The 20,990-nt window shown below is 42.4% G+C and carries 21 protein-coding genes; 9 read left to right on the top strand and 12 right to left on the bottom strand.

The window, feature by feature from the left end; translation table 11 throughout:
* Window positions 1-1,417: tetratricopeptide repeat protein (locus tag NITUZ_RS09570; protein ID WP_155991589.1), on the bottom strand; the 1,417-nt coding region annotated here is incomplete at its 3' end.
* 77 nt (window positions 1,418-1,494) lie between these two features.
* Between NITUZ_RS09570 and NITUZ_RS09565 the strand changes: the two genes are divergently transcribed.
* From NITUZ_RS09565 to NITUZ_RS09555, 3 genes are all read left to right on the top strand, one after another.
* Complete coding sequence (locus tag NITUZ_RS09565) at window positions 1,495-3,807, top strand: hypothetical protein (RefSeq protein ID WP_177309499.1); 2,313 nt, start codon at window positions 1,495-1,497, stop codon at window positions 3,805-3,807.
* 128 nt (window positions 3,808-3,935) lie between these two features.
* On the top strand, window positions 3,936-4,826 hold the full coding sequence (locus NITUZ_RS09560) for a hypothetical protein (protein ID WP_155991587.1): 891 nt from the start codon (window positions 3,936-3,938) through the stop codon (window positions 4,824-4,826).
* A complete protein-coding gene (locus tag NITUZ_RS09555; protein WP_052370163.1) occupies window positions 4,827-5,807 on the top strand; it encodes a matrixin family metalloprotease in 981 nt (326 codons plus the stop codon).
* Window position 5,808: 1 nt separating this feature from the next.
* Here NITUZ_RS09555 and pyrB read toward each other — a convergent pair whose 3' ends face one another.
* On the bottom strand, window positions 5,809-6,738 hold the full coding sequence (pyrB, locus tag NITUZ_RS09550) for an aspartate carbamoyltransferase (RefSeq protein ID WP_048197443.1): 930 nt from the start codon (window positions 6,736-6,738) through the stop codon (window positions 5,809-5,811).
* 41 nt (window positions 6,739-6,779) lie between these two features.
* Here pyrB and pyrI point away from each other — a divergent pair, with 41 nt between their 5' ends.
* Window positions 6,780-7,241 carry an aspartate carbamoyltransferase regulatory subunit gene (pyrI, locus tag NITUZ_RS09545; RefSeq protein WP_048197360.1) on the top strand — a complete coding sequence of 154 codons (462 nt, stop codon included), beginning with the start codon at window positions 6,780-6,782 and terminating at the stop codon, window positions 7,239-7,241.
* A 37-nt stretch (window positions 7,242-7,278) separates the two neighbouring features.
* On the opposite strand, the gene NITUZ_RS09540 is transcribed toward pyrI, so the two are convergent.
* From NITUZ_RS09540 to NITUZ_RS09520, 6 genes are read right to left on the bottom strand one after another with little or no spacing between them, the layout of a single operon-like run.
* Window positions 7,279-7,590, bottom strand: coding sequence for an ATP synthase subunit C (locus NITUZ_RS09540; protein WP_048197359.1), 312 nt, complete (start codon window positions 7,588-7,590; stop codon window positions 7,279-7,281).
* Between the two features lie 34 nt (window positions 7,591-7,624).
* Window positions 7,625-7,771, bottom strand: coding sequence for a hypothetical protein (locus NITUZ_RS10075; protein WP_155991585.1), 147 nt, complete (start codon window positions 7,769-7,771; stop codon window positions 7,625-7,627).
* Complete coding sequence (locus NITUZ_RS09535; RefSeq protein WP_048197357.1) at window positions 7,771-8,403, bottom strand: V-type ATP synthase subunit D; 633 nt, start codon at window positions 8,401-8,403, stop codon at window positions 7,771-7,773. Before NITUZ_RS09535 ends, NITUZ_RS10075 begins: the two co-directional genes overlap by 1 nt.
* Before the next feature lie 3 nt (window positions 8,404-8,406).
* Window positions 8,407-9,789, bottom strand: a complete 1,383-nt coding sequence (locus NITUZ_RS09530) for a V-type ATP synthase subunit B (protein WP_048197355.1) — start codon at window positions 9,787-9,789, stop codon at window positions 8,407-8,409.
* Window positions 9,786-11,558, bottom strand: coding sequence for a V-type ATP synthase subunit A (locus NITUZ_RS09525; RefSeq protein WP_048197354.1), 1,773 nt, complete (start codon window positions 11,556-11,558; stop codon window positions 9,786-9,788). Before NITUZ_RS09525 ends, NITUZ_RS09530 begins: the two co-directional genes overlap by 4 nt.
* 5 nt (window positions 11,559-11,563) lie before the next feature.
* Window positions 11,564-12,157, bottom strand: a complete 594-nt coding sequence (locus NITUZ_RS09520) for a V-type ATP synthase subunit E (RefSeq protein ID WP_048197353.1) — start codon at window positions 12,155-12,157, stop codon at window positions 11,564-11,566.
* 76 nt (window positions 12,158-12,233) lie between these two features.
* Between NITUZ_RS09520 and NITUZ_RS09515 the strand changes: the two genes are divergently transcribed.
* On the top strand, window positions 12,234-14,327 hold the full coding sequence (locus NITUZ_RS09515) for a V-type ATP synthase subunit I (RefSeq protein ID WP_048197351.1): 2,094 nt from the start codon (window positions 12,234-12,236) through the stop codon (window positions 14,325-14,327).
* Here NITUZ_RS09515 and NITUZ_RS09510 read toward each other — a convergent pair whose 3' ends face one another.
* Entirely contained in the window at window positions 14,328-15,101 is a 774-nt protein-coding gene (locus tag NITUZ_RS09510) for a sulfurtransferase (RefSeq protein WP_048197350.1), read from the bottom strand.
* A gap of 68 nt (window positions 15,102-15,169) precedes the next feature.
* Complete coding sequence (locus tag NITUZ_RS09505) at window positions 15,170-16,741, bottom strand: ammonium transporter (RefSeq protein WP_048197348.1); 1,572 nt, start codon at window positions 16,739-16,741, stop codon at window positions 15,170-15,172.
* 130 nt (window positions 16,742-16,871) lie between these two features.
* On the opposite strand from NITUZ_RS09505, the gene NITUZ_RS09500 reads away from it, so the two are divergent.
* From NITUZ_RS09500 to NITUZ_RS09485, 4 genes are read left to right on the top strand one after another with little or no spacing between them, the layout of a single operon-like run.
* Window positions 16,872-17,525, top strand: coding sequence for a hypothetical protein (locus NITUZ_RS09500; protein ID WP_155991584.1), 654 nt, complete (start codon window positions 16,872-16,874; stop codon window positions 17,523-17,525).
* Between the two features lie 54 nt (window positions 17,526-17,579).
* The gene (locus NITUZ_RS09495) at window positions 17,580-18,629 is read left to right on the top strand and encodes a V0D/AC39 family V-type ATPase subunit (RefSeq protein ID WP_048197344.1); all 1,050 of its coding nucleotides are present in this window, start codon (window positions 17,580-17,582) and stop codon (window positions 18,627-18,629) included.
* A 35-nt stretch (window positions 18,630-18,664) separates the two neighbouring features.
* Complete coding sequence (locus tag NITUZ_RS09490; RefSeq protein ID WP_048197343.1) at window positions 18,665-18,901, top strand: hypothetical protein; 237 nt, start codon at window positions 18,665-18,667, stop codon at window positions 18,899-18,901.
* A gap of 13 nt (window positions 18,902-18,914) precedes the next feature.
* Window positions 18,915-19,559 carry a Dna2/Cas4 domain-containing protein gene (locus tag NITUZ_RS09485; protein WP_320409014.1) on the top strand — a complete coding sequence of 215 codons (645 nt, stop codon included), beginning with the start codon at window positions 18,915-18,917 and terminating at the stop codon, window positions 19,557-19,559.
* Window positions 19,560-19,768: 209 nt separating this feature from the next.
* Here NITUZ_RS09485 and NITUZ_RS09480 read toward each other — a convergent pair whose 3' ends face one another.
* Window positions 19,769-20,359 carry a hypothetical protein gene (locus tag NITUZ_RS09480; RefSeq protein WP_048197340.1) on the bottom strand — a complete coding sequence of 197 codons (591 nt, stop codon included), beginning with the start codon at window positions 20,357-20,359 and terminating at the stop codon, window positions 19,769-19,771.
* A 39-nt stretch (window positions 20,360-20,398) separates the two neighbouring features.
* The gene (locus tag NITUZ_RS09475) at window positions 20,399-20,944 is read right to left on the bottom strand and encodes a hypothetical protein (RefSeq protein ID WP_048197338.1); all 546 of its coding nucleotides are present in this window, start codon (window positions 20,942-20,944) and stop codon (window positions 20,399-20,401) included.
* Window positions 20,945-20,990 lie beyond the last annotated feature (46 nt).

Genomic DNA, 20,990 nt, shown 5'->3' with positions numbered 1-20,990 from the left:
AGTGTGCCTTGTTTAAGATTGATTCAGAGTGTTTTGGGTTTATGCCCAAAGCTCTATCAAAGAACTCTAATGCCGTGTTATGATTTCCCAGTATTTGATGCGTTCTTGCCTTGTGGCATATTGCGTCAAAATGCCTCGGTGTGATCTCTAGAATCTCATCATAAATGGAAAGCGCCTGATGATGCATTCCAAGGCGCGATAGCGCTACTGCTTTGCCATATAGTGAGTCAATGGATGCAGGATTATTCTGTAAAATCCGCTCAAAGCTTGCAATAGCCTGCTTGTATTCACTCAAAGATAGCAATAATCTTGCCTTATCTAGCAATGCGTATTCGAATGTAGAATCAATTTCAAGTACTTTGTCAAAGCATTCAAGAGCTTCGGTTCTTTTTCCAAGATTCTGCAGTGAATAAGCTTTGTAGTAGAGTGCCATGATGTGTTGTGGATTAAATTCCAACGTTTTCTCAAAGTAAGAGATGGCAAGTTGGTATTTTTGCTGACTTGTCAAGCAGAGTCCTTTGTAATAGAGTGAATCTGTATGGTGAGGGTCGGTTTCAAGAGTTCTATCAAAATACAGTAGGGCTTCATCATATCTTTCAGTATCCACAAGTGCCAAACCTTTGTGGTATATTGCGTCAAAATATTGCGGGTCTACCTCGAGCGCCCTGTCAAACAGTGCTATTGCCTCTTTGTGTTTGCCAAGCTTTGATGCTGCCATTCCTTTGCCAACAATAGCTGGTACGTGATCAGCTTCTATGTCAAGCGCACGATCAAAGCAAGCCATTGCTTCAGAGTAATTCTGTAGATTGAGAAGTGCTTGGCCTTTTTTATACAAACCATCAAAATAGTTCGGGTCTATCTGCAGTGTCTGTTCGTAGCATGAAAGAGCTTCACTATGTTTTGATAACAATGTAAGTGAATCACCTTTGCAGTGCAAAGCGTCAAAATATTGCGGGTCTATCTCGAGCGCCCTGTCAAACAGTGCTATTGCCTCTTTGTGTTTGCCAAGCTTTGATGTTACAACGCCCTTACCAATAATGGCGTTTATTTCGTGTGGATCTGAACGAAGAGCCTTATCGTAGCAGACTAATGCCTTTTGATATTCTTTGTCATGGGAATAAAAGTTACCAATAAGCGTTTCAAGCGTTTTATCAAATGATTGTTTTTGCTGTTGTTTTGAGAGTCTTTCATTTATTTTCTCCCGAACCTTTAACATGCTCAATATCTTTGATTTTTTTTCAAATGAAAGATCCGGCTTTTCATTTAGATTCAGCTCTAGGTTTATTCCTTGATCTTCTATTAGCTTCCTAATTACACCATTGACCAGGTATAGCTGATTTAGTGCAACGTCATTTGATGAACCCATAACATTGTAAAATTTTGGGGAATTTTTTCTAATATCGTAGTATTTGTTCAAAACATCCAAACACCGTCTTATATGATTTTTACAAGCCACAAGAATGTTTGAAGACTGGGATTAGCCTAGCCATCATCATGGCAATCAGCGTAGCTACAGGCTTAGCGTACGCTGAAGAACTGGATGTGAGATTTCTTCCCTCAAAAATGGTTGAAAATTCCCATGGCATAATGCATGTTTTTGTTACAGATGGTGATCAGGTAATGCCAAAAAAGGTTACAGATCTTACAGTAACATCGCTTGATTCCACTATTTTGCATATAGAAAAGGTAAGTAGTACTAGCTCGTTTATCACAGAGGTATCAGTAAAAGCAGTCAAAGCAGGCACCACCAAGATATACCTTGCAGCTCCCGGCTTTACCTCAAAAGAGATTCCAGTTACAGTTTATGGTAACAAGAATAACGCTGCAAAGATTTTGCTAAAGGTCACACCCAATACTTTCACAACAAGCGGCTCAAACGAAGGATATGTTTCAGTTGAGCTAGCAGATGAGGACGGATTTCCTGTGATTGCAAAGGAAGACGTTACGATACTTTTGAGCACAGCAAACAAGGATGTATTAGAATTTGGAGACTCAAGTTTGATCATAAAAAAAGGACAGTATTATGCTTACTCGAAATTCTTTGTTAAAAAATCTGGTAACGCAATAATGTATGCAACATCAAACGGTATCGAGACGCAAAGCGCTACTATTACCATAAAAAAGGATGAGGATATCAAAGTCAAGATGTATACTTATCCAAAAATACTTTCAACCAACGACGCTTCAAAGGGATTCATCATAGCCCAGTTACAAGATTCCAGTGGGCGCCCAGTACTTGCACAAAAGGATATCACGGTTCATTACAAAGTTATTGACTCTACATATTCGGAAACATCAAACTATAGTAACAACTACAAGCAAAAGAACACAGGATACTTTACAATACCGAAAGGATCCTATTGGGGATACACGCAATACTCACTTCCAAAAGGTATCGAGGGTACATACGATGTATCAATATCAACACAGGATCCGCTCACGGTAGAAACAGAGGAGATTGAAGCCAAGAATCTTCAGTTTATGGATGATAAAACGGTAAAGTTTGAAACAATACCTGTCCTGACCACAGGAAATAATGAGTTGATAGGTGCAGTATATCTTGAAGATGAATCTGGAAACCCGATAGGTGCAAAAAAAGACCTTATGATAAGAATTGATTCATCCGATGCTTCCTCCCTTACCATAAAGGATACAATAATCACAAGAGGTGATCAGGTGGCATTGGTATTCGGCAAGACAAGTCACAGTGCACCAACTGAGTTAAAGCTAAGGCCAGTCGTTGCAGGGGGCGATCTCACCACACTGGATGTATTCGGTCCCAACAAGGATTCGCTTCAATTAGTAGTAGAGCCCTTGATCTCAAAGGTCTTGTCAGGAACTGATTTTCCGTTTGTATTTTATCTTAAAGATGGTAATGAGATTACCGCATTCCCGGAAAGCAAGAATATTTTCATATCACCAAACGAATATGTTACACTCAAACCGAAAACAGTGTTACCAAGGGACACACTGGTCGTAGCTGAGGCAAGCTCGTTGAAAAAAGGTGCGACTAGTTTGAGTTTTGAGATAGGTGATTTCAAGTCCAGCTTGTCAGTTGATAGCATGTCATTAGAGCCTGCATCAGCCAGATTAGATCGTGCCAAGACAGTCTTTGTTGGCACAAATGATGTTTTCTCTATACAACTTCTCAATGCCGCTGGACTGCCCACATATGCAACTGACAATGTTGATGTTAGCATTGTGACAAAAGACCAAGGAATAATAGAAATGCCATCAAAAATAACTATAGAGAAAGGCAAGTATTACGCTTTGTTTGATGCAGCCCCCAAATCCGCAGGAGAGACTGATGTGTCATTACTTGCAAAAGGACTGCCTTTATTCACAGAGAAGGTCAAAGTTGTGAGCCTAAAGCCGACAATAACCATTAACAGTCCACAGTCTGTTAATGCAAGTGAATCTTTCATGGTGACAATTTCTGCAGCAGCTAATGGGAAACCCCTCGCTGACATGAATGTGGGTTGGGACATAAGCGGAGGAATAGTACAGATTTCAGATTCAAAAACAGGCTCGACTGGAGAGGCCATGGCTGCCATCATAGCCCAGGACTCACCAATTAGCATAAAAGCAACTGTTGGAAGTCAGTGGTATCCTGACACGACGGTTTCAAAGACAGTTGCCGTTAACAGAGAATCTGGAGAATTGTTTGTTCAACAAGAAAACATCGAACAGCAATATCAGACTCCTGAGATCCTTGGTATCGATCCTGTTTTGATAGTAGTTCCAGTTGCAATCGTTGCCTCCGGATTCATGCTAAAGAAGAAAGGACAACTAAAAATAAGAAAATAAATTTCTTGCACGTCTGACGATTTGTTTTATTAAACAAACAGGGAAATCGTATGTTCAGTTCGAACATCGATTTGATTATCAAATTTGTTTTGAAACGATATTTCAGTAAAACAAGGAGAGATGATCAAATGATATTTAATCGCAGATTTGGAAGTTTAGGAAGACTGTTAAGCAAGGATTCATCTAAACCAAAAAAATTGCTTATCTTCCAATCGTTGCTAAATGGCGAGGATATTTCACTTAACATATGCTCGTTTGAGGAGGTTTTGCCATACTCAATTCTCTCAAACCCCATTTCTACAATATCCACCCATGACAACATATGGATTGCTGCAGCCATGCTTGCAAGAATATCTGATGCGACCAACAATCTGGTGGTTGTAGAGGACGGATTTCCAATAGGCACGATTGACGCAAAACAGATAGTTTCTGGATTGCAAAAAAATCCAACAGCAAAATACTTTGAGAAGAGTGTTTCCAAAATAATGAGTCCTGACTTTTACATAGATTCACGAAATGTCAACATTTCCTCGATATTAAAGCGCATGAACAAGACAAAGAATTTCTTTACGGTAATAGAGAATGATAAAGCTAACTTTTCACAGTTCTCAATAAAGCAGATTTTGGAGGTAGGTTCTTTGTGTAGATCAGATATCACTGTAAGCGACATACCGGGAAGAAAAATACGAACATTTGATCGTGATGAAAGAATTAACGATGTCATACGAAGACTTGAAAATGAACCGATAGGATTACTGGCGCTAAAAGACGATATTGCATTCATCAGTTATGAGGTGCTTTTGGAAAAAATCAAGGAACTTAATACGCCACAAAACGACAAGATCTTTGATCTGAGTGCAAGTACACTGAAGACGATTACTCCCACATTAATTTCCGAGAAGCTCTCGCTTGCAGAAATTTGTAAAGTCATGCTCAGTCTCCGATATCCGTATGTTATGACGCAGGATCAGATCATCACACCGGAAGACATTGTTGAGCTTATGTGTAAGGGGATCTAAATGGCAGATACAAAATCAATCAATCGCCTAAGAGATCACTTGGAAATGATGAAAAGAGAACTTGGACATACAACAGAGCAGATAAAACAATTAGAGCGAAATGACAAAAAGCGCTCAGACTGGAATGAATTTGACAACATAAAAGGCACATCAATTAATGAACTCAGAGAACACCAATCAGAGCTAGTCAAAGAAATTTCAAAAGTGCAAAAGGAGATCAAGAAATATCGCTCAAAAAGTCTGCTTGTAGCAGAATTGGCTGTGTTGCCTGCAGTTTTTTTGTTAATTGTTTTTTCAGGAATATTTGATGTTGTAGATAAATCTCCTGCTTCCTCACCAATACTAAAAACAAGGTATCTAACTGAAAACCTCCGCGGGGACACCATAGACACTTGGAAATCATGGAGGCTTGTTGATAACACACTCAATGTGAACATCCTAAAATCTCCTCGTGTTACAGATCACCAACTACGGATCATACGCGATGCCATTTCGTCTGAGAGAACAGTTCAGTTTGATGACTATCTTGTTCATAAGGGATCAAAAGGTTCACAGTCCACATACTACGTAGGATGGGCTGGGGCACTCAAAAGCGTGCAAACGCAAACCAAGTACAACCTGCCAAGCAATTTCAACTTTATAAGCACGCCGGGTGGAGAAGGCGACATCATCATAACATTATCTAATGTGAGGGATTCTGATGGATATACAGGATACACCAAGTCAATAACTGAGGATAACGAGATACTAAAGTCATTTATCACCATATACGACATTTCAAATCTTACAGACGAGCAGCTTGCTACAATAGTCAGACATGAATTCGGTCATGCGTTAGGACTTGGACATTCTACCGCACCTGAGGATCTGATGGCGCCTACAATAGACATGACGATTCCATACATTACCGAGTGTAATGTAGCTGCAATTGTGGACTTGTACAACGGTAATGAAGCAGCACAAACAGTTTGCGAGAAATAAACTACAGATCGTGTTCGTTCAGCACGAGTGCAAGTAATGCAGCTCTTGTGAATTTACCGTATTCTGCCTGGGCAAAATATCGCGCCTGTTTTGTCGAATCCACTTCGGCAGATATCTCATCTATTCTTGGCAGAGGATGTAGTATTATGGAGTTGTCCTTCATCTTACTTACAATATCAAGCCCTATCTTATAGCTGCCACGCACTTTCTGATATTCTTCTTCGTCAGGAAATCTTTCTTTTTGAATCCTAGTTACATATACTACGTCAAGCTCGTCAATGAACTCATCCAGATTGGTTGATTCTTTAAGTGAGAGTTTTTTCTGGATTTCATATATTGAATCTGCTCGTATTTTCAACGATTCCGGAGATATGAGGCGGACATCCACATCATAGTTTGAAAGTGCGTAGAGTAATGAGTACACAGTTCTGCCGTACTTTAGATCTCCAATTATTCCAATCTTCAATCCATCGATTTTGTTTTTTTCCTTTTTTATCGTGTAAAGATCTTGTATTGCTTGTGTTGGATGCTCCTCTGTCCCGCTTCCTGCATTGAGCACAGGCTTTTGCGATATTTCAGCTGCAAATCTGCTTGAGCCATCTAGTGGATGTCTTAATGCAACCACGTCAGAGTATATTGACATCATTCGCACTGTATCTGCAAGACTTTCTCCCTTTTTTGTGGAGGAAGAAGAGACGTCTGCGATTCCAAGCGACGAGCCACCGATAAGTGCCATGGCTGCCTGGAAGCTAAGACGCGTCCTAGTGCTAGGCTCAAAGAAAAGGTAACCTAACGTCTTTCCCCTTCCAAGTTCACGCCTCTCGTTGGGGTCCATTTTCATTATTTTGTCAGTAGCCGAGAACACCTTTTCAAACTTGGATTTGTCAAAATCCTTAACCGATATTATGTCTTGGTCGTAAAAGTCGTTCAATCTTTCAATCATATATACGGGTTAGTATACAAAGTATTCTGATGCAGGAATCAAACCTCATTGTCAGGAGGATAAAGGACGGTACTGTTATAGACCATATTGAGGGAGGCAAGGGGTTAAGAGTGCTTGAAGCACTTGGCATTGATGGAAAGGATGGGAATGTCATCACGATAGCTCTTAACGTTCCAAGCGGAAAATTCAACAAAAAAGACATCATAAAGGTGGAAAACAAGTATCTGGCAGATCATGACACTAACAAGCTTGCCATAATATCCCCAAAAGCCACTATTAACATCATAAAAGACTACAAGCTGGTAGAAAAACGGCGTGTATCTCTTCCAAATAAAATAGAAAAGATCTTCAGGTGCTCTAATCCAGACTGTATAACCAACAGTAACGAGTATATCGAGTCAATAATGGATGTTATTGACAAAAATGGTCTAGTTCTCAAGTGCAAATACTGCACCAGAATACTGGATGTAAATCAGTTGAAATATTACTGAAAAATATTTTTTAAAAAATTCAAAAACGCGTTGGGATTTACTGTCCCAAGATAATGAACATCATGACTATTCCGTAGATTGCGATTGACTCGACCATGCCTACGAAGATGAATACTTTTGACTGCAATGCCGGATTTTCACTGATTACGGCAAGACCTGCTGAGCCTACATAACCCAAGCCGATACCTGCGCCAAATGCTGCAAGACCAAAGGCAAGACCTGCTCCCAGTATTTTCAGTGAGCCGGAATCTCCTCCTGCTGCAACACCTTCCTCAGCTGCAAAGGCAAATCCTGTCATAGCTGTAACAGACAGGGCTGCTGCCAAAAGCAATAATGCGAAAGGTTTCATTTTCAATTACGCTCCAAAATCTCCTTTATTTAAATCATGGTGTATTTTTGGAAATCTTGTCCACCGTTTTAGCTTTGAAAGATCTGATTTCCGATTTTATTGTGTTTATCTGATTTTCGTATTCGGCTTCTAATGCGGTATTTGCATCTTCAATGAGTTTCTGTATGTCTTCTTTTGCCATTACTTCTTCTTCTCCATCACTGCCTTTACTTTTTTTAACCTTGCGAATTCTTCGCGTTCCCTTTCTTCAAGTGTTGCCAAGATGAATTTTATTCTAAGTTTGTACTGCGGAATTATTACATTTTCCAGCGCGTTTAGTAACTTTTGTGTCTTTTCTAGCGCTTTTGCGAGAGCAAAGATAGAGTTTTCGTACTCTGCCGCCTTGCATATTTTTGGCAGTGCGACCTTGATCTGTTTTGCAGCCCTATCTATTGAGGAGTTAGTATCTGCAAATCCGTAAGGCATTGATTTTGTGTCTTTTTCAGTTACATTAAGGGTTGGGATTGAGACGTCCACGATGCGTTTGACTTTGGTATCCACCTCCATCACCGCCGGAGTAGACTGAGCAGTAGAGTCAACAGTAGATGTGCCAAGGGAAAGGTACGCATCATTTACTGACTTGTATATGTCTTGCAGCGGTTCCCATATTCCGCCCCTAGCCTTATTTGCCTCGGTAATCATCTCTTCTATGTTTTTTAGTAAAACTTTGCGTTTGTCGTCCAGGATTTTTTGAACCATTGTTGCAACTTGGCTTGAACGTTTGTACTTGAGCAGCTCGATTTTTGTTGCCGCAACATTCTGTCCAAACGACATTAGTTATCTTTCCTTGTAATATTGATCGATGAATTTGTCTTTAACTTTGGTTAATTCGTTCTTTGGCAACAGTGAGACTACCTTCCATTGTAAGGAAAGTGTTTCTTCAATAGTTCTGTTCTCGTCAACACCCTGTGTTAGAAACTCTTTTTCAAATGCATCTCCTACCTCAAGGTATTTGAGATCAACGCCAGTAAGTCCTGCCTTGCCTACAATTCCAGCCAATGCGCGTACTTCTTGCGCTCTGGAATAAGCATCATAGTTTTGATTTGATATTTCTTGGTGGTCTGCCCTTGTTCTGCCTTCCCCGATTCCATCTTTCATGATTCTTGAGAGGCTCATCAAGATGTTTACTGGCGGATATACGCCTTGTCTGAAAAGATCTCGTCCCAGTACTATTTGTCCTTCTGTGATGTAGCCTGTAAGGTCCGGAATTGGGTGTGTGATATCATCAGATGGCATTGTAAGAATTGGCATCTGTGTTACGCTACCTTTTTTGCCTCGTAATCTTCCTGCCCGCTCGTAGATGGTTGAAAGGTCGGTGTAAAGATATCCAGGATATCCTTTTCTTCCAGGTACTTCTTCTCTTGCAGCACTGATCTCTCTTAGAGCCTCTGCATAGTTTGTCATATCAGTTAGGATTACTAGCACGTGAATTCCAAGATCGTACGCAAGGTATTCTGCAACGGTTAATGCTACTCTAGGTGTGATGATTCTTTCGATTGCAGGATCGTCTGCAAGGTTCAAAAATAGTACGCTTCGCTTTAGTGCGCCTGATTCTTCAAGACTTCTTCTAAAGTATTCTGCCTCAGAATACTGCACGCCGATCGCCGCAAACACTACAGCAAACTCGTCTGAGGTTCCGACTACAGCTGCTTGTCTTGCTACTTGTGCTGCCAAGATGTTATGAGACATTCCAGAGCCAGAAAATATTGGGAGTTTTTGTCCTCTTACAAGCGTCAGCATGCCATCAATTACTGAAACACCTGTTTGAATGAAATCTCTTGGATATTCCCTCTGTTCAGGATTCATTGGTGCGCCGTTGATGTCTAGGAATTTTTCCGCTATTGGATCTGGTAGGCCATCAATAGGTCTGCCAAGGCCGTCAAAGACTCTTCCTAGCACCTGTTCTGAAACAGGCATCTCCATGACTTTGCCTACAAATTTTGCACTTGTTCCCGATACTGAAAGTCCCGTTGTTCCCTCAAAGACTTGGACTATCGCTTTTCCGTTTCCTACTTCAAGTACCTTGCCAAGTCGCTTTCCCTCTGAGGTTTGGATTTCAACTAGTTCGTCAAATGCAACTGATTCTACTCCGTCAACTACTACTAGAGGTCCTTTAATTTCCGCTATTTTGCTGTACTGAACTCCTCCTTGAGTGCTCATGCCGTAACTTTTACTCCCGAGATCTTTTTGAATTCAGCGTCAAGTGTGTTTGAAATCGAGTCAAGCTTTGCCAGCTCATCCTCTTTTACTTCCATTCTTGCTTTCAGCAAGGTCGCAATCACAGACATTGCTCTGATGTCTGCAAGTGAGGCTCCCTCCTTTAGTGCATTTTGTCCTCTCTTGTAAAAGTCAACTAGCAGTGTCAGTAGTTTGAACTGTTTTTGCGGGCTGCAGTATGTATCAACATCATCGAAAGAGTTTTGCTGTAGGATGCCTATCTTGATCATTCTTGCCACTTCAAGTATGAGTTTTTCCTCATCTGGTAGCGCTTCTGGACCTAGCAGCCTTACAATTTCTTTTAGCGTATCTTCCCTTTGCAATATTCCGTAAGCCTCTTGCCTTAGCTCAAACCAGTTTTTGCTCACATTATCACCCCACCATTTTCCAATATCAGCAAGATAGCCAGAATAGCTATTCATCCAATTGATTGACGGGTAGTGTCTTGAATAGGCAAGCTTGGCATCAAGCGCCCAGAACGTTTTGATGAATCTCATTGTGTGTGTTGTCACAGGCTCAGTAAAGTCACCACCTGAAGGAGACACTGCACCGATAAGTGTTACAGAACCATCTCTGTCAGGTGATCCCTCTGCACGAACTCGTCCTGCCCGCTCGTAGAATTCCGCAAGTCTTGACGCAAGATATGATGGATAGCCTTCTTCTGCTGGCATCTCTTCCAATCTTCCGCTCATTTCTCTGAGCGCTTCTGCCCATCTGCTTGTAGAATCTGCGACAAGAACCACGTCTTTACCCATATCTCTATAGTATTCTGCAATTGTAACCCCAGTGTAGATGCTTGCCTCCCTTGCAGCAACTGGCATGTTTGATGTGTTTGCGACAAGCACTGTTCTATCCATGAGTGGCTTTCCTGTTCTTGGGTCTTTTAGGTGTGGAAATTCAACTAGCACTTCGGTCATTTCGTTTCCTCTCTCTCCACATCCTATGTATACTACGACTTGAGAGTCTGCCCATTTTGCAATCTGGTGTAGTGTTACGGTTTTTCCAGTTCCGAATGCGCCAGGTATTGAACCAGTTCCGCCCTTTGCAATTGGGAAGAATGTATCAATTACTCTCTGACCTGTTAGAAGCGGTACTGTCGGATCATACCTGCTTTTGTACGGCCTTGGTTTTCTTACTGGCCAGTAGTGGTACATTTTCAGAGGAGTCTTACTCTCAGAAGTTGTTGCTATTTCTGTCTCTAGGTCATAATCTCCCTCGCTTACTATTTTTGTTATCTTTCCGCCAGGATGATCCGGTGGAACCATTATGCTGTGATCAATAAGGTCTGTCTCTTTTACAATACCAATTATGCTTCCAGGTCCTACCTGATCTCCAACCTTTACTGAGGGCGTGAATTTGTATTTTTTAGTAAGATCGACAGGAGTTGTGGTAATTCCTCTCCCTATGAATGAACCAGACTTGTCAGCAAGATCCTTTAGCGGTCTTTGGATTCCGTCATATATTTGGCCGATGATTCCAGGTCCAAGCAAAACGCTTAGCGGGTTTCCAGTACCTACCACCGGCTCGCCCGGTTTTAGTCCGCTTGTTGATTCGTAAACTTGTATGAATGCCACATCCCCTGTGAGACGAATTACTTCTCCGATGAGCTTTGCATCACCAACAGAAACAGTCTCGTACATTTTTGCTTCAGACATTCCGTCTGCCTTTACTGCTGGCCCGCTAACCCAAACAATTCTGCCTTTTGCTACCATTCCAACTACCTTCCGAATTTTGATGCAATATCCTTCCTTATTAAAGGCTTCAGACGTTCTACTCTAGCATCTATAGTATTATCAAAAACCATTGTCCCGTCTTTTGATTGCACCCTAACACCTCCAAGGCAATCTATTGTTTCTTTGGATAAAGTAGCTCCTGGGAATTTCGATAGGAGTGATTCAACCACTGGTTTGTCTTTTGAATTTGTTTGTATTACTATTTCTTTAGTTCCAATTGTTTTGATTGATTCATCAAGCATTGATGATATTAATTTCGAATATTCCTTGTCGCGGTCTGCGCTTTGGATCTTTTTGATTGCCTTCTCGAACACCTTTCCGATGGATTCCTCAATTAGTAAAAGTTGCTTGTTTCTAGAATCAAGATCGGCATTACCCACGATCTGTTTTTCAAGTTTTTCTGCCTCCTTTTTGCCCTCTGCCAGTATCTTCTCATATTCTGCTTCTAGTGAGGTTCTAGAGCTGGCAAGCGTATCTTTTGATGATTTTAGGGCTTCTTTGAGGCTGGAAAGGATCTGCTCTTCTGTAGTATGGAGAATTTTTTCAATTGTCTTCTCTAATGCAGAGTCTACACCCATTGTTTTGGCTCCTATTTCAAATGGATTTTAATGTTTGGAAAAGATTTTAAAATCGCCAGAAAAGCGTTAAGTTGACTTGGTTGTTGCGGATCTAAAGTTAGGAAGTATAATTCTACCTAGATCGGAGACGCCCCAAGCTGTTTCTCGCCTAGCCGAATTCGAGTGGTTTCATAAGATAGAGACTGAAAACGACATCGTAACGCCTGAAATCGATGACTTGCTACTTAGAGCCCAAAAGATCTACCAGTCAGTTGACGACGTGGTAAAGGGACTACAGATCCCGCTGCAGGTAGGAATTATGGAGATTTTATTCAAGGGAACAGTCATCAAAAAGAAGCAATATGAAATTGAGGAGCTTGAAACGATGATTTCCGATCTTGAAACCAAGTCTCCAGGAGTAATTAACAATGCAGCGCAGCTTCTAGACGAAGCATCTACCACCCAGCGTGCAATCGAAGAGTATTCTACCATAAAAGAGACTCTTGACGTAGTGAAAAAACTGAATGTGGACCTTGGCGGTTTTGGGCTGATGAGGTATTTTTACACCAATCTGTTTGTCATAAACTCCTCAGAGTTTGCCGAAGTGTCCCGTTCCCTTGAAGGGGTGACGATTTACAAGTATGATTTAGAATCAAAGGACAAGACGGCGCTCATTATTATTAGCAGTGCTGATGATTCTGACAGGGTATTGAAGGTATTCCGTGGGTTTAATGCAAACCCGTTTGTCATACCAGCCGGACTGCCGCAAATCCCTTCGCAAGCATACTCTCTCATAGAGTCAAAGCTTGCAGAGCTTACACAAAAACAGAAAAAAACAGACGAGCAAATAGCTGGACTCAAGAAATCACTGCGACGCGATATTCTGTCTTTGCATGAGAGTGCATACATGGCAAAAGAGGTGCTAGAAACGTTGCGCAAGCCGGGTGGAACGAAAAGATTTGCTGTAATTCAAGGATACATCCCAAAGAACATGGAATCAAAATTCAGAGAGGTTACAAAGCAATGGATGTCAGTTGTAGAAGATCTTACTGATCCAAAACTAATACAGAACAGACCCACGCTGTTTGAGAACAAGCGTTGGGTTAGGACTTTTGAGGTAATCACGCAAAGCCAAGGGATTCCTAGGCGTGGGGAGGCGGACCCGACGCCCATGATCTCGCTCATGTGGCCTATATTTTATGGAGTGATGTTTGCTGATCTGGGACACGGCCTTCTTCTTATGGGATTGGGACTGCTCTTCAAAGTAAAGGGACAGGGAACCATGTCAAAATGGGGAATGCTAATTGCGATATCAGGAGCATCCGCCGCAGTTGCTGGAGTAGGAGCAGGCGAGATGTTTGGATTCCATATAGATCATTTGCAGCCGTTTGAGGATATCTTGCACGGTCCACTTGAGCCAGTATCCTGGCTTGTCGGAGTCATAAGCGTTGCAGAGCTTACTTTCGAGCAAGTCATCACCATTCTAAAGGTCTCAATATTCCTTGGAATAATTCATCTGGTCTGGGCATTCATACTAAGAATCAAGAGGTTGAGGAAGGAAGGTCACAAACAGATGATGATTTTAGAGGCGATTCCAAATCTGACCCTCTATGGAGGAATAGTGGTAATCATGATGTGTGCGATAGGTTCTAGCTATGATGTAATGAATATGTATTCTCGTGTACATAACGAGCCGGTGCCATGGGTCACGGTGTTCCTTGGCGACTGGGCAACCGTATGGATTGTTACAAGAATTGCAGTAGTTATCGTCTTAGGCTCAATGGCAGTAATGATGGTAGGAGGAATTCTTCATGCAAAGCACCACCCAGAGGACGGCGGAAGTGCGGCAAATGTTGTCATGGAAGTACTTCTTGGCAAGACAGTAGAATGTCTTGCACATACTATCAGCTATGCACGACTTGGAATCATGTTGCTTGTGCACGCGGCCCTACTTATGACTGTGAATAATTCCTTTGCCTCACTTGGAGGATGGTCATCGCCTGGAGGGATAGCGATGATCGTAGGCGGAAACTTGGGCATCATGATGATCGAGGGATTGATTGTATACATACAGTCACTCAGGTTACACTTGTACGAATTCTTTACAAAGTGGTATGACGGCGGAGCACAGCCATTCAGACAGGTCGTACCAGAAATGCTCTACAACCAGCTAATCTGGAAGAAAAAATAACTATTCAACGGGCAGCTCTGTCCTGTTGGACCACTCGCCCCAAGAACCAAGATAAACCCTAACGTTCTCAAAGCCAAGTTTCTTGAGAGCCACGAACGAGTTGGCTGCACGATATGCTCCCTGACAATAAGTGACAATCTGAGAGTCTTTTGGAATTTTGTATAGTGCTGAAAGAGATCCTTCGTCTTTGAATGTGCCGTCATCTGAGATATTCAAATTAAAATCTACATTGATTGCGCCTGGTATGTGGCCACGCCTTGAGCCCCTGATCACATCTCCCGAGTATTCCTCCCTTGATCTTGCATCAATCAGAATTAATTTGCCAAGATTTTTCCTAATGTATTCGTAGCTGGCCAGCAGATTTGAGCTTGGCTTTCCATCAAATTTTGCTGGCGAGTATCCGTTTGTCTTTGTTTGAATTTCCAGTCCCTCGGCCTGCCATTTTTTCAGGCCACCGTCAAGCATTGCCACATTTTTGTGTGAGAAATACAATAGCATCCAGACGCCTCTGGCTGCAAGCATCCCAGAGACGCCATCGTAGAATACAACCATTTTGTTGTTTGTCACTCCAACAAATGAGAAAATTTGCCTTGTCTGGGCATCAAATCCCTCAATTCCGCTTTCTGATGTGTCAAACCAGTGAAATGCAAATAGATCGAGGTTGACGGCGCCCGGTATGTGGCCCTCTGAATATTCCTTGTACGATCTGCAGTCGATTATTATTAGATCTTTTTCTGAAAGCCTGCCCGCAAGCTCTCTTACAGATATGAGCACATCCTAGTGGATGATAAATGCGTTAAATTGTGTTTCTAAACAAAAAGGAAAAGAAAGGTGTGAGTTTTTTACTCGTTTACGTATGCTCTTTCTCCGTGTTGAGCCAAGTCAAGTCCAATCTCTTCTTCCTTTGGAGTTACTCTGATTCCGCCTGGCCATACTGCGTCCATTACTTTCAATATGACGATTGTAAGACCGAATGCGTATCCTACAGAGATCAATGCCCCTAGGACGTTGATTGCTTGCTGCTCGTAGCCTTCTGGTGTTCCAGTCCATGCGCCTATTCCATCGCCCGTATCCCAGATGTGTGGACTAGCGAGTGTTCCTGTTAGAACTGCTCCTGTGAAGCCACCCATTCCGTGTACTCCCCATACATCGAGCGCATCATCCCACTTGCGTGAGTTCTTGAACGCGACGCATCCATAACAGACACTTCCGGCTGCAATACCCAGTATGATTGCTGCCATCGGACCTACCCAACCAGCTGCTGGTGTGATGGTGACAAGTCCTGCAACTGCACCTGATGCGGCACCTACAACGCTAGGCTTACCCGTGTGGGCCCATGCCATAAGCATCCAGGTTACTACTGCCATGCCAGTTGCTGTATTTGTCACAACCCATGCACTTACAGATATGCCGTCAGCTGCTACTTCGCTTCCTGCGTTGAATCCGAACCATCCAAACCAGAGAATGCTGGTTCCCAAGACGACAAATGGGATGTTGTGTGGTTCCATCGGAACCTTGCCATACCCAAGTCTTCTTCCCAACACCAGTGCTCCTGCCAAGGCAGAGAATCCTGATGTGATGTGAACTACCGTTCCGCCTGCAAAGTCTAATGCAAAGCTTGGCGATAGATCGGGGTTCAGATCGAGCGCTCCTCCTCCTATGAATCCTCCGCCCCAGACCCAGTGTGCTACCGGATCGTAAACAAAGGTTGCCCATAGTAGAATGAAGATTACGAATGCGCTGAACTTTATTCTATCAATTAATCCACCGATGATTAGTGCCGGTGTGATAATTGCGAATGTCATCTGGAATACTGCAAACAGCTGGTGCGGAATTGTTCCTGGCCAAGATAGACTACACTTTACGTCCTCGCTGATCACATATGGCGATCTGAGGGCATAGTAATCCTGGTCGGTACACGCGCCTAGCTCCCCAAGGGGTGCAAGATGCGAGACTTTGTTAAATCCCAGATAATCTAGTGCACCCATGTACATGTTTGCATCAGTATCGTTTGGACCGAATGCCAGTGTGTAACCCCAGAGGATCCACTGCACTGAGATAAGACCCATTACGATAAGAGTCATGCCTAGTACGTTCACCATGTTCTTTGATCTGGCAAGACCACCATAGAAGAATGCTACACCTGGGGTCATAAAGAGGACCAGAGATGTTGCAGTAAGCATCCATGCGGTATCACCTGTATCAATCATACAAGGGAAGAACGTTCCAGAGCCTGGCTCTTCTTCATACCAGCACTCGTTCGGGTTTCCGGTGTAAACGCCAGAGGTACCTTTTACGTACCCGTCCATTCCATCGGTTACCTGTTGTGCGTAGGCATGAGAGAGTACTCCCGTAGATGTTGCGGCAACTGCTACCACAAGTAATAGAGCATACTTGTGATTCCTGTTCTTCATTGGAATTCCGAAAAGGTGAAAATTATTTAAGGATAGGGAAGTTTTATTATCAAAAAACGTAAATTGTTAAATAGACTGTTTCTTGGATAATAACATAAAATTAAAAAATTATGCTATGGACGGGGGCAAGATGAGGCCAAGGTTAGGCATTTTTGAAACGTTCAAGACTAAGAGAGAGGAGCTTACAGGTGAAGCCCAAAGACAGAGGGCCATAATAGTATGTCTTGCAACTCAAAATAATCCTGCACAATGCACCAGAACTGCGATAGCGCAAAAGATAGCACAAGAAAGCGGCACAGTATGGAAGAACATCTATTCTGGGATATTCCGCGACCTTGATGAGATTTTGATCCCTTTGGGCATAGTAAGTGAAGCTGGTAGGCTGCCACTAAAGAGGGGCCCCAAGGCCTTACAAGAAAAGGGCATGCCATATTACGCATTGACTGAAAGTGGCCTTTTAGTCTCGTTATCGCTTGATGAGATAATCGGCAGGGAAAAAATACTTGAGAAGTTTTTCTCTGCGGCAAAGAATCACGACAGCGAGTTTGAGGAGCAGATTATGACGTTGGTAAGGTTCGTCCCAAGATTTGCCTATTCCTTGTTCAAGGCATATGTGAAAGCATATTGTGATGGAAGGATAGAGCTTTTGCCGCTGGATAAGAGGCGGTTTCTTGAGGCATCAGATGAAACAATTCTGATTCAGAAGGAGTTTTTGGAAAGCTTTGCATCCATGCCAAAAACTGAGAAGGAAAAGACGCTGAATTTTCTGAAGGGTATCAGCTAAATCACGTGCATAATCCCCAAACATTAAAATCCATTTGAAATAGGAGCCAAAACAATGGGTTCTGGTGGATCGCAGAAGGTATTTGCCTCTGTCAAGTCATTTAGCCAAAGAGGCAAACTGCTCTCAAAATCCGAGCTTCAGACTTTGGCCGAAGCACGCGACCTTGATGAGCTGATAACAAGGATAAAGAATACCAAATATGCTGACGCCGTTTCCAAGGTTTCCAAGCCGTACACAGCGGCTGGCATAGAATCTGCCTTGCGTAGTGAGCTTGCCGAAATTCATTATTCCATTGCAAGTACTGCTGGCAAGTCAGACGTTTTGGATGCCTATTACTTGAAATTTCTAATATCGAATCTGAAGGTAATCCTAAAGGGAAAGGCGTTAGGAAAGACACAGGAGGAAATAGAGCCGCACCTGAATCTGCATGCAGAGGAGTTGATAGGACAGCGCGATGTAATTGTAAAGGCGCTTGTCTCAAAAGATCTTGAGGAGGCAGTAGCATCACTTGGAGCAATTGAGTTCGGCGATGAGGTTGCCAAATCAATTGCAGTGTACAATGAGAAAAAAAACATCCAGGTATTCGATGTGTTTTTGGACAAGATTTTGTATCAGCAGTTAGGCAGGGCCGTCAGAAACTCTCGTGATCGTGACCTTATCAGGCTTGCCGGTATGGATATTGATTTTTACAACATACTATCAATTCTGCGAGGCAAGTTCTGGGGACTGGACGAGGAGCAGATAAAGAATCTGATCGTAACTCATACACCGAGCGTGCCAAAGGATCTGTTAGGCAAGATGATATCATCTGATTCTGTAAAGAGCGTGCTTGATGAGCTTGCAACCACACGATACAAGGATTTGGTCCCGCAGACAGATAACGAAATTGAGGCAGTATCACAGTTTGAGCACAATTTTGAGATGGCAATCTACAAGGCAGTCAACAGGTCGTTTACCAAGATGTTTAGCTTTTCCACCATAGTTGGAATAACAAAGCTTACGTTGTATGAGGTAAGAAATATTGCGGCAATTGCGTTTGCAGTAGAGCAGAAGATACCGCCGCAAACGACCATGTCAAGGCTAATAGTGGAACAGGAAGAATAATCCAGTTATATAGTGCAATATGAGTAACCCCATCGATGATCAGGCTTCATAAGAAAAAGTCCGAGCTTACTGCTGATGCAATAGTTAACACCATTTGGGTTAGCACCTTTTTGGCATTGGTCCTGACATTGCCTGCGCTAGGCGTGTTTTTGGGAATTTATTTTACTACTTCAAATCTTCTAGTTGGTGCCATAGTCGGATTTGGCTTACATTTTGTGGCTCTTGCATTTTCCGATAGAATTTCAAGATTTTTGACAAGGCTGCTGAGCTGAGTGAACACATATGATGGGTGATCGCGATTACAGGAAAACAATCACAAGCGCTGCCGATGCTATAACAAAGGAAGTCGATCTACAGGTTGCAGAACCTGCAGATAACAAGACCATATATCTTCACGAGGTGACACGTTGTATGAGACGCTCATATTATGACAGATTCGAAAGGCTAGAGCCAGAGACTAAAGGATTTGGCAATCTGTTTGGCGGTCTGATAAGAAAGCTTCCTTACGGCTCAAAGATGGCCGAATTTGCAATTGAAGACATCAAGCTTAAGGGCCAGTCAGATATGATAGTTGATGATATTGTCATAGTCTTCAAGACCGTCTCCATTGCGCCTGAGACACCTTTTGCATCTGACATTCTGTATCTTAATGCCTGCATGTGGATATCAGGAAAGCAGGATGGCGTTATAATATACATTACAGGTGATGGTTCTGAGACATCATTCGTATCAGCAAAGGAGAAAAAGATGTTTGAGGAAGTAATCAGAAGAGTACGCGTTTTTAGCAATCTGGTAGGCGAAAGAAAGGTGCCTATACTGGAGCCTTCTGCGGAATGCACCCAGTGCCAGTATTACGAGCGTTGTTACATCAAAAGAAATGAAGGAAAACAGTTCTCACTCACAGAGTTATTTGGTCTGAAAAATAAGTAAAAAAAGATCTTGTGATCTTATTCTAATGATTCTGGATGGCCCTTTCCTCGCAGCGCAAATAATACTACTGCCAGTGCGATGCCAACCCCAATTACTGAGCCATAGGCTGCCAATGATGCTTCTGCCATTTGCTTGGCTAGTCCAGTCATATTTTATATAATTTTTCTAAAATTTTTTTTATTTGAGCAAAATATCACAATTTTAATATTTTATGATACGGTATTGCCACGTATCTCACAGAATGCCGAATCAAGCTCCTCAAGCTCGGTATTGAACAGGTCTGTCATTTCTTTGAGTAGTAGTTTTTGCTGCTGGGCTTCCCGTGTTTCTGCTCTTGCTCTGTCTGTGATCCTTTCGATTTGAGGTATTTTCTCATTGAGCATGCTTGTCAGATCAAGTAGAAATGCCTCATAACGCTTAAGATCGCTTACCAAAGTAGTGTCGGATTTTTTGAGGTTTTCTGCATCATCGTTGCTGACAAATTCGTCTAGTCGTCCCCGTAGCAGTCGCAGTTTTGTTTCCGTTTCATTCAAGTTTGATAGTTTTTTGTTCAGTGAATGGGATGCGTTGTCATTAAGACTCATCTCTATTCTTCCAAGCTCATCGGAGAGATAGTCAGTCATTTTTCTTACCAGCATGCCTTGTTTGTGGGTTTCACGCTGCTGCAAGACCACGTCTGCTTTGATTCGCTCCATGGCAGAAATTTCAGAACTTAGCGTCTTTGTGAGATCTGCAAGAAACTGGGCTGATCTTACCAGATTATCTATGGAATATTGGCTTAGCACCAATTGGATTGGCAAAAAACTAAACTAAAGCTGTGTTTGTTTAATCTAAACGATCTAGTACGTGAACTCGAATTGGACGATGTTTTCGTGCCCGCTTGTCATTGAGCTGAGGTTAAAGTATAGCTCGCCGTCCACCCTCCATTTGATGTTTCCTGCTGAAAGCGAGGACCAGAATTGTGGATCTCCACCCATGTTTTTGAGGATTATTGTATCATCCAGCATTTGTGGCGAATCTCGAAGAATCGTAAAGTAGTTAGAGCCAGTTACCATTCCTTCCGCACGGTCTCCTATTTCTTCCGTAGCGATTCTCTTATCATCTGCATATAGGTGATATTTCACCACGTGAAGTAGGGCTGATTTGTAGTTCGGATTTGTTATCTTGAATGTGATCTTAATTGTAGCTTCTTCTTCGTTCACCGATAGTACTTGGATTTTTTCAAGTTGCGGCTCGAGAGGTATAACAGTTATTGGTGAAGAGGGAATAGTGCCTAGGCCCTCTTCTGTTACATCGTTGATTAGTTGTGACCCAGAAAATGCTATGATTCCTATTATTCCAGCCATCCCTGCTGCAATTATCGCAAGAGTTATTCTGGGATTCAATGATCAATTGTGTATTTTGTATGTCATAAACGTTAGGGCCGAAAAT

Origin of the sequence: Candidatus Nitrosotenuis uzonensis, from assembly GCF_000723185.1 — an archaeon.
In the GTDB taxonomy this organism is placed as follows: Archaea; Thermoproteota; Nitrososphaeria; order Nitrososphaerales; family Nitrosopumilaceae; genus Nitrosotenuis; species Nitrosotenuis uzonensis.
This window is presented reverse-complemented; position numbering and strand designations above follow the sequence as displayed.

Coding starts and splice junctions, on each gene's coding strand:
- NITUZ_RS09565 (WP_177309499.1), top strand. CDS start 1,495: ATGGCAATCAGCGTAGCTACAGGCTTAGCGTACGCTGAAGAACTGGAT.
- NITUZ_RS09560 (WP_155991587.1), top strand. CDS start 3,936: ATGATATTTAATCGCAGATTTGGAAGTTTAGGAAGACTGTTAAGCAAG.
- NITUZ_RS09555 (WP_052370163.1), top strand. CDS start 4,827: ATGGCAGATACAAAATCAATCAATCGCCTAAGAGATCACTTGGAAATG.
- pyrI (WP_048197360.1), top strand. CDS start 6,780: ATGCAGGAATCAAACCTCATTGTCAGGAGGATAAAGGACGGTACTGTT.
- NITUZ_RS09540 (WP_048197359.1), bottom strand. CDS start 7,590: ATGAAACCTTTCGCATTATTGCTTTTGGCAGCAGCCCTGTCTGTTACA.
- NITUZ_RS10075 (WP_155991585.1), bottom strand. CDS start 7,771: ATGGCAAAAGAAGACATACAGAAACTCATTGAAGATGCAAATACCGCA.
- NITUZ_RS09535 (WP_048197357.1), bottom strand. CDS start 8,403: ATGTCGTTTGGACAGAATGTTGCGGCAACAAAAATCGAGCTGCTCAAG.
- NITUZ_RS09530 (WP_048197355.1), bottom strand. CDS start 9,789: ATGAGCACTCAAGGAGGAGTTCAGTACAGCAAAATAGCGGAAATTAAA.
- NITUZ_RS09525 (WP_048197354.1), bottom strand. CDS start 11,558: ATGGTAGCAAAAGGCAGAATTGTTTGGGTTAGCGGGCCAGCAGTAAAG.
- NITUZ_RS09520 (WP_048197353.1), bottom strand. CDS start 12,157: ATGGGTGTAGACTCTGCATTAGAGAAGACAATTGAAAAAATTCTCCAT.
- NITUZ_RS09505 (WP_048197348.1), bottom strand. CDS start 16,741: ATGAAGAACAGGAATCACAAGTATGCTCTATTACTTGTGGTAGCAGTT.
- NITUZ_RS09500 (WP_155991584.1), top strand. CDS start 16,872: ATGAGGCCAAGGTTAGGCATTTTTGAAACGTTCAAGACTAAGAGAGAG.
- NITUZ_RS09495 (WP_048197344.1), top strand. CDS start 17,580: ATGGGTTCTGGTGGATCGCAGAAGGTATTTGCCTCTGTCAAGTCATTT.
- NITUZ_RS09490 (WP_048197343.1), top strand. CDS start 18,665: ATGATCAGGCTTCATAAGAAAAAGTCCGAGCTTACTGCTGATGCAATA.
- NITUZ_RS09485 (WP_320409014.1), top strand. CDS start 18,915: ATGGGTGATCGCGATTACAGGAAAACAATCACAAGCGCTGCCGATGCT.